This window comes from Saccharothrix deserti (genome assembly GCF_009769385.1).
Taxonomy (GTDB): domain Bacteria; phylum Actinomycetota; class Actinomycetes; order Mycobacteriales; family Pseudonocardiaceae; genus Actinosynnema; species Actinosynnema deserti.
In genome coordinates this window covers 64,726-79,366 of record NZ_VKAB01000043.1, presented here as the reverse complement: position 1 = coordinate 79,366, position 14,641 = coordinate 64,726, and the positions used below count along the sequence as shown (strand labels likewise).

Genomic DNA, 14,641 nt, shown 5'->3' with positions numbered 1-14,641 from the left:
GAACCCGGCGGCACCCCGGCCGACAACGGGCCACCTCGACCATGCCGAACACCGGAAGGAGGACCCGCAACAGCCACCGGTCCCAGCCTCAAGCCGGGCCGCCACCCACACGAAAGATCCGGGCTAGTGCACGCCTGGCGCATGCAAAAGCTCGCACCCACCGGAACCGACATTCCCGAAACAATCCGAATACGTTAACTCCAAAGAGCCGTTTGCATTTTCCTTTTGGAACAGCCGTGGCTCTGGATCGTTTCCCCGCCGTTGAGGAGAGTGGACCTCGAATCCACTCTCCAATACGTCCGAGGGAGTTCGACGTTGTCCAGTACAGCCGAAACACGGGCCGGTCAGCCGGTCACCGGGAGTGCGCGCAGCGGGCTGGTCCTGCTGTTGCTGTGCGCCGCGCAGTTCATGATCGTCCTCGACTTCTCCATCACGAACGTCGCCCTGCCGACGATCCAGACCGATCTCGGTTTCTCGGTCAACGACCTGCAGTGGGTGGTCAGCGCGTACGCGCTGACCTTCGGCGGGTGCCTGCTCCTGGGCGGTCGGGTCGCCGACCTGCACGGCCAGCGGCGGCTGTTCATCATCGGCCTGCTGGTGTTCGGCATCGCGTCGTTGTTCGCCGGGTTCGCGCAGGACGCCGTGCAACTGGTCGTGTTGCGCGGTGTGCAGGGCCTGGCCGCCGCGTTCGTCGCACCGGCCGCCCTGGCGCTGTTGACGACTTCGTTCCCCGAGGGCCCGGCGCGCAACCGGGCGCTCGGGGTGTGGGGCGCGGTGCTGTCACTGGGTTTCGTCTGCGGTGTCATCGCCGGCGGTGTGCTGACCGACCTGCTGAACTGGCGGTGGGTGTTCTTCATCAACGTGCCCATCGGTGTCATCACCGGCGTCGCCGCGGTCGTGTTCATCGCCGAGGTGGCCCGGCCCGCCAACCGCACCAAGCTCGACATGCCCGGCGCGGTCACCGTCACCGCGGCGCTGATCAGCCTCGTCTACGCGCTGTCGGTGGCCAACACCGACGGCTGGCTCGGCGCGACGACGCTGACCGCGTTCGCGCTGTCGGCGGTGCTGCTGGTGGCGTTCGTGCTGATCGAGAACAAGGCGCCGCACCCGCTGGTGCCGCTGAGCATCTTCAGGCTGCGGGCGCTGGTCGTGGCCAACGTGACGAACCTGGCGCTGATCGGGGCGTTCGTCGGCTCCACCTACATCGTCACGCTGTACCTGCAGGTCATCGAGCAGTACACGCCGCTGCGCACCGGTCTGACATTCTCCGTGCTCGGCCTCACGGCGATGCTCGCCGGGTTCGTCGCCGGGAAGATCTCGGCGAAGATCGGCTCACGGGCCACGATGGTGCTCGGCGTCGCCGCGCAGGCGGTCGGGTCGCTGGCGATGGCCGCGCTGCCCTCCGGCGCGGCGGGACTGGCCGTGGTGCTCGTCGGCACGGCCCTGGTCGGGTTCGGCAACATCACCGCCGTCGTGATGATCATCATCTCGGCGACGGCAGGCGTGCCCGACGACCGGCAGGGTCTCGCGGGCGGTCTGTTCAACACCTCCCAGCAGCTCGGTTCCGCGCTCGGCGTCGCGCTGTTCGCCGCCATCGCGGTGAGCAGGACCGCCGGTCAACTGCCGGCGGGCGCGTCCGTGGCCGACGCCCCCGCGGCGGCCCTCCTGTCGGGCTACCGGTTCTCGCTGCTGCTGTGCGGTCTGCTGGCCGTCGCGGCGGGTCTGTTCGCCGCCCTCGCCGACCGTCGCCGGGTGAACTGATCCGGGCACGCGAAAAGGCTCGTAGGACGGTCGGGTCCTACGAGCCTTTTCGCGTGCTCACGCGCGGGAGAGCCAGACCGCCGATCGGGCCGGCAGGCCCAACTCCGCCGCCGCGCGCCCGTTCTCCGGCACGGCCACGACGGCCTCCGGCACGGGTGCACCGGCACCGCCGAACTCATCGCTCTCGGTGTGCAGCAACACCTTCCACACCCCGGTCGACGGCAGCGGCAGCCGGAAGCCCGGCCGCGGCCGTTCACCGAAGTTCGCCACGCACACCACGTCGGCGACACCGGGTGCACGCCGCGCGTAGGCCAGCACGGCGCGGTCGGGGTCGTCGTTCACCAGCCACTCGAAGCCGTCCGGTCGATCGTCCGCCCGGTACAGCGCGGGGTGCGCGGCCTGCACCCGGTTCACCGCGGCGACCAGCCGCGACAGGCCCGCGTGCACGGGGTCGTCCAGCAGGTCCCACGCCAGTTCGCGGTGGTCGGCCCACTCGTGCGGCTGGCCCAGTTCCCCGCCCATGAACAGCACCTGGCCGCCGGGGTGGGCCCACATGTGCGCGAGCAGCACCCGCAGGCCCGCCGCGCCACCGGTCTTGGCGATCAGCGACCCCTTGCCGTGCACGACCTCGTCGTGCGACAGGGGCAGCAGGTAGCGCTCGCTCCACGCGTAGTCCACGGGCAGCTTCAACCGCTCGTAGTCGCCGTCGCGGAAGTACCCCAAGGTGTCGTGCATCCAACCGAGGTTCCACTTGCGGTCGAAACCCAGGCCGGACGGGGCCGGGCCGGACGGCGCCGTGACGCCCGGCCACGTGGTGGACTCCTCGGCGATCAGCAGGGCGTTCGGGTGCAGCCGGCCAACGGTCGCGGTCAGCTCGCGCAGGAACGCCACCGCCTCCAGGTTCTCGTTGCCGCCGCGCTCGTTGGGCTCCCACTCGCCCGGCCCGCGCGAGTAGTCGCGGTAGAGCATCGACGCCACCGCGTCCACCCGCAGACCGTCCACGTGGAACTCTTCGAGCCAGTACAGCGCGTTGGCCACCAGGAAGTTCCGCACCTCGGGCCGCCCGTGGTCGAACACGTAGGTGCCCCAGTCCGGGTGCTCGCCCCGGCGCGGGTCGGGGTGCTCGTACACCGGGACGCCGGTGAAGCGCCCCAGCGCCCAGTCGTCCTTGGGGAAGTGCGCGGGCACCCAGTCCAGGATCACGCCGATGCCCCGGCGGTGCAGGACGTCCACGAGGTGCCGCAGGTCGTCCGGACTGCCGTAGCGGGCGGTCGGCGCGTAGTACGACGTCACCTGGTAGCCCCAGGAGCCGCCGTAGGGGTGCTCGGCCAGCGGCAGCAGCTCCACGTGCGTGAAGCCCAGTTCCACCACGTGGTCGGCGAGCCGTTCGGCCGCCTCCCGGTAGCCGAGGCCCGCGCGCCACGAGCCCAGGTGCACCTCGTAGACGCTGATCCGGTCCGGGCGGTGCCGCCACGAGCCGTCGGTCCACACGTGCCGCGACTCGGCCACGACCGACTCCACCACCGACTCCACGACCGGCGGTGGCGTGGTGCGGAAGGCCAGCGGGTCGGACTTGTCCCGCCACACGTCGTCCTCGCACAGGATGCGGAACCGGTAGCGGTGCCCGGCGCGCGCCCGCGGCACCACGGTCTGCCACACGGGGATCAGCGGGTCGCACGCCAGGTCGACCTCGTCGCCCCAGTCGCCGCTCACCCGCACCGCACGCGCCCCGGGCGCCCAGAGGGTGAAGCGCACCCCGTCGTCGACGAGGTGCGCCCCCAGCACCTCCCACAGCCGCTCGTGCCGTCCCTCGGCGATCAGGTGGCGGTCCAGGTCGGTGAGCCCCGGCGTGACGACGGCGGTCACGACGCCCCGCCGATCAGCTCGCGCACGGCCCGCACCGGCACCGGCAGCCAGCCGGGCCGGTTCGCCGCCTCGTACCGCACCTCGTACAGCGCCTTGTCCAGCTGGTAGGCGCGCAGCAGCGTGGACGCGGCCCGCAGGTCGACGCCCGACTCGCTGGCGTACCCGGCGAGGAACGAACGCTGCGTGTCGCGCACCCAGTGCCGGCTGCGCCGCTCGTCCTCCACGGACCAGTTGGTCGCGGTCAGGCGGTGGTGCCCGGCCACGTAGTCCAGCGACCGCAGCATCCCCGCCACGTCGCGCAGCGGCGAGTCCGGACGGGCCCGCTCGGCGGGCGGTGCGGAGGGTTCGCCCTCGAAGTCCAGCAGCAGCCAGCGGCCGTTGCTGCGCAGCACCTGCCCCAGGTGCAGGTCGCCGTGGATGCGCTGCACCTCTCCGGCCTCGGCGGCGCGGACGCGGTCGCCCAGCGCCACGCGCAGCGCCACCGCGTAGGGCCTCAGGGTGGGCGCGACCTCCAGCGTCTCGGCCAGGCGGGTCAGGAACCGGTCGGCGAGCGCCGAGTGGTCCGCGGGCGCGGAGCCGAGCGAACGGCCCAGGTCGGCGTGCACGGCCGCGACGGCGACGCCGAGGCGGCCCAGCTCGCCGACCACGTCCAGCTCACGGGGCGTGCCGGTGAGGGTGTGCCCCATGTCGGCGCGCGCGGCCTCCCAGCCCTCGACACCGTTGTCCACAAAGGACTCCACGAGGCCCAGGGTGTCCGTGCCGTCCAGGGTGATGGAGCCCAGCAGCCGCGGCACGTACAGGCTGTCGCGCAGCACCCGGTGCAGCGTGAGGTCGGGGTTCTCCCCCGTCCACACGCGCCGGAACAGCTTGAGCACGCTGTGCCCGCCGACCACGAGCGAGGTGTTGGACTGCTCCACCCCCATCGGGCGCACGTCCCCCGGCGGCTCGGGCAGGTCCACGCCGGGCTCGGGCCGGAACACCACCGCGCCCGCCGTCCCGGCGCGTGCCACCAGTTCGTACAGGCGGGTCACCAACTCCGGGTCGGCGAGCGCGTCGTAGTGCACCTCGCCGCCCGCGGACCCGATCACGGCGTCCGCCAGTCCCGCGGGCAGGTCGGCGCGGATGCCCACCGGCACGTGGAAGCGGCCGTGGGCGGTGTCCACGACGGCGATCACCCCGCGCACCGGGCCGTCGGCGAACGGCTCCACGCGCTCGACGGTCACCACCCCCGCGTCGTCGGCGGGGAACCACCGCTGCCGCGGCAGCCACTCGGCCAGGCCGGTCAACCCGGTAATGGCAGTGGTCATCGCGAAGGCACCTCCATGTGGACGGCGAACCAGTAGAAACCGTGACCGGGCAACGTGATCTGGTACGGCACCACGCCGACGACCGGGAACTCCACGCCGCCGGTCAGCTCGGTCAGCTCGTGCCCCTGGAACTCACGCAGGTCGAGCTCCACCGCCTGCGGGTGGCGGGACAGGTTGTTCACGCACAGCACGATGTCCTGGCGGCCGTCCTCGGAGACGTGCTCGCGCAGGTAGGTCATGACGGCGGCGTTGCCGGAGGGCAGCTCGCGGAACCCGCCGAGGCCGAACGCGCGGTGCCGGCGGCGCACGTCGATCATCCGCTTGGTCCAGCGCAGCAGCGACCCGGGGCTGTCGATCTGGGCTTCCACGTTGAGGCTCTGGTAGCCGTAGACCGGGTCGGAGATCACCGGCAGGTACAGCCGGCCGGGATCGCCGGAGCTGAACCCGCCGTTGCGGTCGGGCGTCCACTGCATCGGCGTGCGCACGCCGTCGCGGTCGCCGAGCCAGATGTTGTCGCCCATGCCGATCTCGTCGCCGTAGTACAGCACCGGGGAGCCGGGCAGCGACAGCAGCATCGCGGTGAACAGCTCCAACTGGTTGCGGTCGTTCTCCAGCAGCGGCGCCAGGCGCCGCCGGATGCCGATGTTGGCCTTCATCCGGGGGTCCTGGGCGTACTCGGAGTACATGTAGTCACGTTCCTCGTCCGTGACCATCTCCAGCGTCAGCTCGTCGTGGTTGCGCAGGAAGATGCTCCACTGCGCGCCGGACGGGATCTCCGGCGTCGCCGCCAGGACCTCCGAGATCGGCACCCGCGACTCCTGCCGCACGGCCATGAAGAGCCTCGGCATCAGGGGGAAGTGGAACGCCATGTGGCACTCGTCGCCGCCGACCACCGGGTCGCCGAAGTAGTGCACGACGTCCGCGGGCCACTGGTTCGCCTCCGCCAGCAGCACGCGGCCCGGGTACTCGTCGTCCACGACCTTGCGGCACAGCCGCAGGAAGTCGTGCGTCTCCGGCAGGTTCTCGCAGTTGGTGCCCTCGCGCTCGAACAGGTAGGGCACCGCGTCCAGCCGGAAGCCGTCGATGCCCAGGTCGAGCCAGAACCGCAGGACGTCCAGCATCGCCTCCTGCACGGCCGGGTTGTCGTAGTTCAGGTCGGGCTGGTGGCTGAAGAACCGGTGCCAGTAGAACTGGCCGCGCACCGGGTCGTAGGTCCAGTTCGACGTCTCGGTGTCGACGAAGATGATGCGGGCGTCGGCGTACTTCGAATCGTCGTCGCTCCACACGTAGAAGTCGCCGTACTGCCCGTCGGGGTCGCGGCGCGACTCCTGGAACCAGTGGTGCGAGTCCGAGGTGTGGTTGAGCACCAGGTCCGTGATCACCCGGATACCGCGCTTGTGCGCCTCGTCGAGGAGGTGCACGAAGTCCTCGATCGTGCCGAACTCCGCCAGCAACGCCCGGAAGTCGCGGATGTCGTACCCGCCGTCGCGCAGCGGCGAGTCGTAGAACGGCGGCAGCCACAGGCAGTCCACGCCGAGCCAGGCGAGGTAGTCCAGGTGCTCGGCCAGCCCGCGCAGGTCGCCCGAGCCGTTGCCGTCGGAGTCGTGGAACGCGCGGACCAGCACCTCGTAGAAGATCGCGGACTTGTACCACTCCGGCTCCACGCCGATGGGCGTGGCGACGCGGGGCGACTCACCGCTGGGCAGCAGACGGCGCGGCATCAGGCCTTCACCGCCACGATGTGCGCCACCGCGTGGGTCGGGTCGAGCCGCACGTAGTTGCTCGGGCCCCACTGCCACATCTGGCCGGTCACCTCGTCGTGCGCGGTGAACGCGGGTTGCCCGCCGAGCGCGGCGAGGTCGGGGGTCAACGTGCCCTCCTGCGGGTGGTCGGGGTCGAGGGTCACCACGGCCAGCACGGTGTCGCCGGTCGCGGGGTCGCGCTTGGAGAACGCCAGCAGCGCGGGGTTGTCGACGTGGTGGAACGCCAGGCCGTCCAGCGACCACAGCGCCGGGTGCGCGCGGCGGACGCGGTTGAGCAGCGCCAGCCACGGCTCCAGGGAGGCACCCGCGGCCCGCGCGCCGGCGTAGTCGCGCGGGCGCAGCTCGTACTTCTCGGAGTGCCGGTACTCCTCGCTGCCGGGCGCGACGGCCTCGTTCTCGTACAGCTCGAAACCTGAGTACACGCCCCACGTGGGCGACAGGAGCGCGGCCAGGGCGGCGCGGATGGCGAACACCGCCGGGCCGCCCTCCCGCAGGTGCCGCGGCAGGATGTCGGGCGTGTTCACGAACAGGTTCGGCCGGGCCTCGTGGGCGTGGGCGGCCAACTCCTGGCCGAAGTCCTCCAGCTCCGCCTTGTCCGTGCGCCACGTGAAGTACGTGTAGGACTGGGTGAAGCCCAGGCGGGCCAGGCCGTACAGGCGCGCGGGCCGGGTGAACGCCTCGGCGAGGAACAGCACGTCCGGCCGGTCCCGGTGCACCTCTTCGATCAGCCACGCCCAGAAGTCCGGCGGCTTGGTGTGCGGGTTGTCGACCCGGAAGATGCGCACCCCGTGGTCGACCCACAGGTTCACCACCCGCAGGATCTCCGCGTACAGGCCCTTGGGGTCGTCGTCGAAGTTCAGCGGGTAGATGTCCTGGTACTTCTTGGGCGGGTTCTCCGCGAACGCCACGCTGCCGTCGGGCAGGCGGGTGAACCAGTCGGGGTGCTGCTCCACCCACGGGTGGTCGGGCGCGCACTGCAGCGCCAGGTCCAGCGCCACCTCGATGCCCAGGCTCGCCGCCTTGGCCACGAACGCGTCGAAGTCCTCGAACGTGCCCAGCTCCGGGTGGATCGCGTCGTGTCCACCGTGGACGGAGCCGACCGCCCACGGCGAGCCGACGTCGCCCTCCAGCGCGACGAGCGTGTTGTCCTTGCCCTTGCGGTTGACCTCGCCGATGGGGTGGATCGGGGGCAGGTACACCACGTCGAAGCCCATCGTGGCCACCCGGTCCAGTTCCTCGGCCGCGGTGCGGAACGTGCCGTGCACCGGCCGCCCGAGGCTGTCCACGCCGCCCGTGGAGCGGGGGAAGAACTCGTACCAGGAGCCGAACGCGGCCTTCGGCCGGTCCACCCACAACCGGTGCGGCACGCCTTCGGTGACCAGGTCCCGCACCGGGTGCTCGTGCATCTCGGCGAGCACGGCCTCGTCCAGTGCGGCGGCCAGCCGGTCGGCCAACGGCAGCGCGCCCGAGCGCAGCCGGACCGCGGCGCCGCGCAGCAGCACGCCGTCCGCCTCCTCGTCCAGGGCCGCGCGCTCCAGCAGGCGTGCGCCGATCTCCAGGTCGTTGGCCAGTTCCGCCGCGCCCTGCCCGGCGCCGGTCTTGGCGCGGATCGCGTGCAGCCACGTCGACCACGGGTCCGACCACGCGTCGACGCGGAATTCCCACTCGCCCACCGCATCCGGCACGATCACCGCGGACCAGAGGTCCGCCCCGGCGTCGTCCAGGCGCATCCGGGTGCTCAGCCGGGCGCCGTCCGGGCCGCTCCACGACACCGTCGCGGCGACCGCGTCGTGGCCCTCGCGCCACACCGCGGCCCGCACCGGAACGTGCTGCCCGACCACGGCCTTGGCCGGCCTGGCCCCCGACGACACCGCTGGGGTGACGTCGTCGACGACCAGTCTCCCCACCGTCGCGTCATTCTTCATCAGGTCCACCTCTCGGACTTCCGATGTGGGCTCCGAACAAACGCCCACTCGTTTCGAGAATGACCTGGAACAACCTCGTGAACCACAATTCCGGAACCACTCGGAAAATTCGACGTAGTAGCCCGGAAAGCACGCGACCCGGCGTTCGACAATGTCGGCGCCGGGTCGCGTGCGGGTGTTTCCTAGAGTTCGTCGCGGTAGCCTTGGCTCACCTCGACGACGACGCCGTCCGGGTCGGTCAGCCACACGCTGCGCCAACCCGGGATGAAGCCGTCGAAATCGATCGGACCCAGGTTGACCTGCGCGGCGTCGCCCATCTGGCCGAGCAGGGCGTCCACGTCGTCGACCTGGAACGCCAGGTGGCGCACCGTGCCGACGTTGTCCGGGCCGTCGCGCTCGACGAGCGTGGGGGCGCCGGCCGCGTCGACCGCGGCGCCCCCGAACAGCTCCAAGTACGCCTCCCCCGATTTCAGGAAGACGATGGACGTCTCCCCCAGGTCGAAGAAGCGGGCGCGCTTGAAGCCGAACCAGCGCGTGTAGAAATCCTCGGTCGCTGCCAGGTCGCGGCAGTTGAGCGCGACATGTGACCACTTCATGGGGATCGCCTTTCGGTGATGGCAGTCGGCGACCCGTCCGTCACGTCAGTCCGCGGGCAGGCCCACCAGCTCGCTGCTGAGCCGCCACAGCCGCCGCCGCGCGGACGGGTCGTAGCACTGCACGTGGGCGCGGGCTTCGCGGACGCCGTCGTAGTAGCGCCCGGTGATCCCGGCGAGGTCGTCGGAGAGCGCGAGGCGCAACGTCGCCTCGGAGCCCTCCGCCACTGTGCTCATGGTGTAGCCGAAGGTCTCGTAGACCATCTTGGTGCCCATCAACGACGCCGGGTGGAGGCTGTTCACGGTGGCCTGCACCGGGTCGAGCCGCTCGGCCAGCTCGAAACAGGTCGCGATCTGGGCCAGTTTGCTCTGCCGATAGGCGCGCAGCGGCTCGTAGCCCCGGTGCAGCATCACGTCGTCGAAGTCGATCGGGGACTGCCCGGCCGACGCGACGGTGACGATCCGTGCGGCGGGTGACAGCAGCGGGAGCAGCAGCCTGGTGAGGAGGAACGGGGCGAGGTGGTTCACGGTGAACCTGAGTTCGTGGCCCGCTTTGCCTTCCAGGCGCCGGTCGTCGCGGCGGCCCGCACCCATCCCGGCGTTGTTGATCAGCACGTCCAGCCGCACGCCGTCGTCGGCGAGGCGGCCGGCGAGGTCGCGGACCTGGTCGAGGTCGGCGAAGTCCGCCAGGTAGGTCCGCACGTCCCCGCCCACGTCGCGCGCCGCGTCCGCGAGGCGTTGCTCGTCACGACCGTGGATGAGCACGGTGGCTCCGGTCGCGGCGAGTCTGCGGGCCATGTCCAGGCCGAGGCCGTCCGTGGCGCCGGTGACCAGGAAAGTGCGGTCCTTCAACGGTTTTCTCCTTTTGTTCCGACGACGACCAGTCGCCGCGACGCCCGGTCAGGCCAGCTCGGTGACCGCCCGGACGCTCTGCGAGACGGGGTCGCCCTCCAGGCAGTGCGCGAACTTCTCCCACACGGGGATGATCTTGGCGAGGTGGTCGTCGAGGTTCTGCTGGCTCTCCCAGCGCTCGAAGAGGGTGAACTTGTTCCCGTCCTCCTCGTGGCGCAGCCAGATGAAGTCCACGCAGCCCTCGTCCACCAGGGACAGCCGCTGGATCTCGGCCAGCGTCTCGACGGCCTCGCTCTGGTACTCGGGCTTGACGGTGATGTGCAGCAGGAACGTGGGCATGGTGATTCCCTTCACGGACGTGGTCACGGCAGCGGCACCCCGAGCTGGCGCAGCAGTCCCGCGGTGTCGGCCTGGACCCAGCGCTCGGCGATCTTGCCGTGCTCGAACCGGTAGACCTCGATGCTGGTCCACGTGATGGGCTCGCCGGTGGCGGGCCGGCCGAGGAAGTCCTTCACGGACCGCCCGGTGAAGGTGATGTGGATGACGACCTTGTCGTCGCCGGCCGGGTAGATCAGGTCGTGGTGCGAGGTGAAGGCCATCGCCTCGTGCGCCTCGGCGAGCAGCTTCTTCAGCTCGGCGACGTCGCGGACGCTCCACGCCGGGTTGTTGTCGACGAAGCCGGGCGCGAACAGCTCGTCCATGTCGTCGTAGCGGCGCTCGTTGACGACGTCGTTGAGGGTGCGGATGACGAGGACGTTCTGCTCCTCGATCCGCAGCGGATCGGTTGTGGTCACTGGGTTTCCTCCGGTGCCGAGTGGACTGTGCACCACCCACCCTGCCGAGTGGACCGGGGCCGGACAATCAGCCCGGATCCACTGTGGCAACTGCGCTCAGACGCGATGGGAATCCCCGATCCGGGAACGACGTGGCGCCGAGCTTCCCGGGCGCGTGCGCGTGCGCGCGGTCGGCCGGGCCGGCCAGGTCGAGGCCGTCGGGCGGGAACAGCACCAGGCGCTCCACACCGACCTCGTACTCGCAGCGCTCGCGCGAGCCCGCGCCGGAACGGCACGCCGACCACGCGGAACGTGGGCTCGATGTAGCCGACGCCGTACCCGGACATCAGCCGGCCACCGGAGCACGTCCAGCGACACCGGCCGCTCGGCCGGTACTACGGGATCACGTAGGGGCAGGATCACAACCCCGGTGCCCGGTTTGATGCGACTCGCCACACCGGCGGGACAGGAGAGGTGGACGATCGGGTCGACCGGTTCCGGGGTCGGCGGGAACGGGCCGGAGGTGCCACGCGGGTCGGGCAGCGCCGGATGTTCGCCCACCCACAGCGATTCGCAGCCCAGGTCCTCGGCCAACCGCGCGATCTCGGCGAGTTCGGCGGGGCCGGCGGTGGGCGCCGTGTCCAACGCGAACAGCGCCACCGCCGGCGGCGCTTCGACGGCGCGGAACAACGTCACGACGATCTCCTGTGGTGACAAGTAGCGCAACGAGGCCGTGCGGACCCACCGCGCCCAATACCATGACCCGGATTTTCCAGCTCGGCCCGACCGCGGAGAACCGCCGATGACAGATCACCGCAAACGAGAGCTGGGCGCGTTCCTGCGTGCCCGGCGGGAACGGCTCAAGCCGCAGGACGTCGGCTTGGCCGCGAACGGCCGGCGGCGCACCCCGGGACTGCGCCGGGAGGAGGTCGCGCAGCTGTCCGGCGTGGGCCTGACCTGGTACACGTGGCTGGAGCAGGGCCGCGACATCCCGTCGTCCCGGCAGGTCATCGAGGCGCTGGCCACGGCACTGCGGCTGGAGGACGACGACCGCGACCACATCTTCGAGCTGGCCGGGCTGCGCGCGGCCGAGCCGCGCTCCCCCGACGGCGAACTGCCTGCGCTCGTGCAGCGGGTCCTGGACAACCTGATGCCCAACCCCGCGTACGTGTTCGACCAGCGGCTGGACATCCTGGCCTGGAACACGGCGCAGGCCACGCTGTGGCTCGACCCGGCGAAGGTCGAGCCCGCCGAGCGCAACCTGCTGTGGCTGATCTTCACCGACCCGCTCGTCCGGTCCCTGCTGGTGGACTGGGAATCCTCGGCGGTGAGCGTCCTGGGGCAGTTCCGGGCAGCCGCCGGGCGCAACATCGCCGACCACCGGTACGCCGAGATCGCCAACCGGCTGCGCGAGGTGAGCCCGGAGTTCGGCAAGCGCTGGGACTCCTACCCCGTCGCGGAGTTCAACGTCGAGGTCAACAAGCTCGACCACCCGGAGGTCGGCCGCATCGACCTCGACCTGCTGCACCTGCGGCTGGTCGAGCACCCCACGCTCACCGTCGTCCTGCAGACACCCGTGAACCCGGTCGACTCGGCCCGCATCGCGGCCCTGCTCGACCGGGGCCGCTGATGCCGCCCCCGCACGACGGCTCCCCGGTCGGGCGGACGCGAGGTGGTGGGTGCCCGGGGGATTGGGCACCCACCACCCGTCCGGGCCGACTCGGGGGGTAATCGGCACGATCAGGGGAGGATCACGCGGCAGCGCGCTTGCGGGTCAACGTCACGCCGATGACGGAGGCGACCACGGACACGATCACCGCCACGATCAGGGCGTAGCGGAAGCCCGCCACCAGGGAGGCCGGGTCGGCCTGCTCCAGCGGCGTGCCCTCGCTGAGCAGCCCGCCGGTGACGCCGACGGCGATCGCGGCGAACGCCGCCGCGCCGAGGGCCGCGCCCAGCTGCTGCGAGGTGTTCAGCAGGCCGCCCGCGAGGCCCTGCTGGTGGTCCGGCACACCGGACGTGGCGGAGATGCTGACGATGACGACCGCGGAGACGTGGCCGAAACCGATGATCGCCATGCCCAGGAGGATCCACCAGATCGCGCCGGTGGCGGGCAGGATCGCCAGGAACACGGTGCCGACCGCCTGCATCAGCAGGCCGCCGACGAGCGTGACGGTGCTGCCCAGCTTCCCGGACACCTTCGCCGCCGCCATGCCGGCCATGACCGCGGTCGCGCCCAGCACGGCGAACGTGAGGCCGGTCTGCAGCGGCGTGAAGCCCTCGACGCCCTGCAGGTACAGGGTGAGGATGTAGGCGATGCCCACGAACGAGCCGATCAGCAGCACGTTGATCAGGTTCGCGGTCAGCAGCACGCGCTGCGCGACGACCTTGAGCGGGATCAGCGGGTGCGGGCTGCGCTGCTCGATCGCCAGGAACGCCGCGAACAGCACGATCGACACCACGAGCATGAGGAGCCAGCCGAGGCCGCCCTGCGTGATCGTGGACAGCGCGTACACCATGCTGATCACCGAGCCGGTGATGGTGACCGCGCCCGGCACGTCGAGCTTGCGGCTGCTCTCCTGGCCGTGGCTCTCGCGGATCAGCTTCGGCGTCAGCAGCGCCGCGCCAAGGCCGATGGGCACGTTGACGAAGAACACCCACCGCCAGTCCAGCAAGTCGGTGAGGATGCCGCCCAGGACCACGCCCGACACGAAGCCGAACGACAGCACCGCGCCGTAGACGCCCAGCGCGCGGTTGCGCTCGGGGCCCTCGGGGAACGACGTGGTCAGCAGCGACAGCGCCGCCGGCGCCACGACGGCCGCCGCCAGGCCCTGCGCGCCGCGCAGCAGCACCAGCTGCACGTCGTCCTGCGCCAGGCCCGCGACCAGGGAGACCAGCGCGAACGCGACCAGGCCGATGATGAACAGGCGGCGCCGGCCGTAGAGGTCGGAGATCCGGCCGCCGAGCATCAGGAAACCACCGAAGGTGATGGCGTACGCGCTGATGACCCATTGCAGGCCTGAGGTGGTGAACTGCAGCTCGGTCTGGATGACCGGCAGCGCCACGTTGGTGATGGAGAAGTCCAGGGCGATCATGAACTCGGCCAGGCACAACAACAGCAGAACCAGCCCGGCGTTCGGACGCCTGCCCGACGCGCCTGACCCGGTCGTGCCGGTCGTGCCGGTCGTGGTCGCTGCGTCCGCCCCGGTGGCGCCCGTAGGTACTGGTCCTGCAGCCGTCTGATCGGCCATGTGAGACAAAGTCGGCTCCTCGATATCGCCGGCATTACGCCGCTGCGCCCACTCTCCCGACTCCGCAACCGGGTAGCCAGACAAGGGTCGTTCCCAGTAGTGGGACTACCGGGCAACGGTTCGCCGATGCCTCGCGCGAGGCGTCCCGGGCTCACCACCAGCGCAGTGGCGTCGATTCCTAAAACGAACCGGTACCCGGCCCCGGAACAACCCCCTTCGCACGCGGCCGGTCTCGCGCGGATCGAGGCGAGGTCCTGCCGGCCGTCCCACCGCACAGTCCCACCGCACACCGGATCAGTTCCCATCCCCCTTGATCACGCTGCCCCCTTGGGCTTCGACACCCTGCAGCGCACCGACGTGCTCGGGGGCCGGCACGGGAACCGGAGCCGACGGGCTCACGTTGGGAGGTCTGCCGCCCCCCGTCGCCGGGTTCGTCCCGGGTCGGGACGGAGGATCCGGAGGTGATCAATGCTCGGAAACGGGCGTGATCTCCGCCCCGGGGTGTTCCGAAAAGGCGACGGATACGTTAAGTGTAGGTGCGGTAACTATT

12 protein-coding genes are annotated in these 14,641 nt (G+C 70.9%); 2 read left to right on the top strand and 10 right to left on the bottom strand.

Annotated elements, in window-relative coordinates:
- Nucleotides 1-315: 315 nt before the first annotated feature.
- Nucleotides 316-1,761: an MFS transporter gene (locus FM051_RS41795; RefSeq protein WP_158852643.1), complete on the top strand. Its 1,446-nt coding sequence runs from the start codon at nucleotides 316-318 to the stop codon at nucleotides 1,759-1,761.
- A gap of 57 nt (nucleotides 1,762-1,818) precedes the next feature.
- Here FM051_RS41795 and glgB read toward each other — a convergent pair whose 3' ends face one another.
- The 9 genes from glgB to FM051_RS41750 all read right to left on the bottom strand — a co-directional run bounded on the left by glgB (nucleotide 1,819) and on the right by FM051_RS41750 (nucleotide 11,536).
- Nucleotides 1,819-3,627, bottom strand: coding sequence for a 1,4-alpha-glucan branching protein GlgB (gene glgB / locus FM051_RS41790; RefSeq protein WP_238413026.1), 1,809 nt, complete (start codon nucleotides 3,625-3,627; stop codon nucleotides 1,819-1,821).
- Nucleotides 3,624-4,934: a maltokinase N-terminal cap-like domain-containing protein gene (locus FM051_RS52460; protein ID WP_158852642.1), complete on the bottom strand. Its 1,311-nt coding sequence runs from the start codon at nucleotides 4,932-4,934 to the stop codon at nucleotides 3,624-3,626. Before FM051_RS52460 ends, glgB begins: the two co-directional genes overlap by 4 nt.
- A complete protein-coding gene (treS, locus tag FM051_RS41780; protein ID WP_158852641.1) occupies nucleotides 4,931-6,655 on the bottom strand; it encodes a maltose alpha-D-glucosyltransferase in 1,725 nt (574 codons plus the stop codon). Before treS ends, FM051_RS52460 begins: the two co-directional genes overlap by 4 nt.
- The gene (locus FM051_RS41775; RefSeq protein ID WP_158852640.1) at nucleotides 6,655-8,622 is read right to left on the bottom strand and encodes a maltotransferase domain-containing protein; all 1,968 of its coding nucleotides are present in this window, start codon (nucleotides 8,620-8,622) and stop codon (nucleotides 6,655-6,657) included. The genes treS and FM051_RS41775 overlap by 1 nt, the downstream gene beginning before the upstream one ends.
- Before the next feature lie 182 nt (nucleotides 8,623-8,804).
- Entirely contained in the window at nucleotides 8,805-9,218 is a 414-nt protein-coding gene (locus tag FM051_RS41770) for a VOC family protein (protein WP_202919305.1), read from the bottom strand.
- A 45-nt stretch (nucleotides 9,219-9,263) separates the two neighbouring features.
- A complete protein-coding gene (locus FM051_RS41765) occupies nucleotides 9,264-10,067 on the bottom strand; it encodes an SDR family NAD(P)-dependent oxidoreductase (protein ID WP_158852639.1) in 804 nt (267 codons plus the stop codon).
- A 48-nt stretch (nucleotides 10,068-10,115) separates the two neighbouring features.
- Nucleotides 10,116-10,433 (bottom strand): putative quinol monooxygenase, encoded by a 318-nt coding sequence (locus tag FM051_RS41760; protein ID WP_158852638.1) that lies wholly within the window; start codon nucleotides 10,431-10,433, stop codon nucleotides 10,116-10,118.
- Nucleotides 10,430-10,861 carry an ester cyclase gene (locus FM051_RS41755; RefSeq protein WP_158852637.1) on the bottom strand — a complete coding sequence of 144 codons (432 nt, stop codon included), beginning with the start codon at nucleotides 10,859-10,861 and terminating at the stop codon, nucleotides 10,430-10,432. The genes FM051_RS41760 and FM051_RS41755 overlap by 4 nt, the downstream gene beginning before the upstream one ends.
- Before the next feature lie 96 nt (nucleotides 10,862-10,957).
- Nucleotides 10,958-11,536: an LLM class flavin-dependent oxidoreductase gene (locus FM051_RS41750; RefSeq protein WP_158852636.1), complete on the bottom strand. Its 579-nt coding sequence runs from the start codon at nucleotides 11,534-11,536 to the stop codon at nucleotides 10,958-10,960.
- Nucleotides 11,537-11,642: 106 nt separating this feature from the next.
- Between FM051_RS41750 and FM051_RS41745 the strand changes: the two genes are divergently transcribed.
- Complete coding sequence (locus FM051_RS41745) at nucleotides 11,643-12,470, top strand: helix-turn-helix transcriptional regulator (protein ID WP_158852635.1); 828 nt, start codon at nucleotides 11,643-11,645, stop codon at nucleotides 12,468-12,470.
- 121 nt (nucleotides 12,471-12,591) lie between these two features.
- On the opposite strand, the gene FM051_RS41740 is transcribed toward FM051_RS41745, so the two are convergent.
- On the bottom strand, nucleotides 12,592-14,091 hold the full coding sequence (locus FM051_RS41740) for an MFS transporter (RefSeq protein WP_158852634.1): 1,500 nt from the start codon (nucleotides 14,089-14,091) through the stop codon (nucleotides 12,592-12,594).
- Nucleotides 14,092-14,641 lie beyond the last annotated feature (550 nt).

Excerpts from the sequence above, each read along its gene's own strand:
- FM051_RS52460 (WP_158852642.1), bottom strand. The coding sequence starts at position 4,934 with ATGACCACTGCCATTACCGGGTTGACCGGCCTGGCCGAGTGGCTGCCG.
- treS (WP_158852641.1), bottom strand. The coding sequence starts at position 6,655 with ATGCCGCGCCGTCTGCTGCCCAGCGGTGAGTCGCCCCGCGTCGCCACG.
- FM051_RS41775 (WP_158852640.1), bottom strand. The coding sequence starts at position 8,622 with ATGAAGAATGACGCGACGGTGGGGAGACTGGTCGTCGACGACGTCACC.
- FM051_RS41770 (WP_202919305.1), bottom strand. The coding sequence starts at position 9,218 with ATGAAGTGGTCACATGTCGCGCTCAACTGCCGCGACCTGGCAGCGACC.
- FM051_RS41745 (WP_158852635.1), top strand. The coding sequence starts at position 11,643 with ATGACAGATCACCGCAAACGAGAGCTGGGCGCGTTCCTGCGTGCCCGG.
- FM051_RS41740 (WP_158852634.1), bottom strand. The coding sequence starts at position 14,091 with ATGGCCGATCAGACGGCTGCAGGACCAGTACCTACGGGCGCCACCGGG.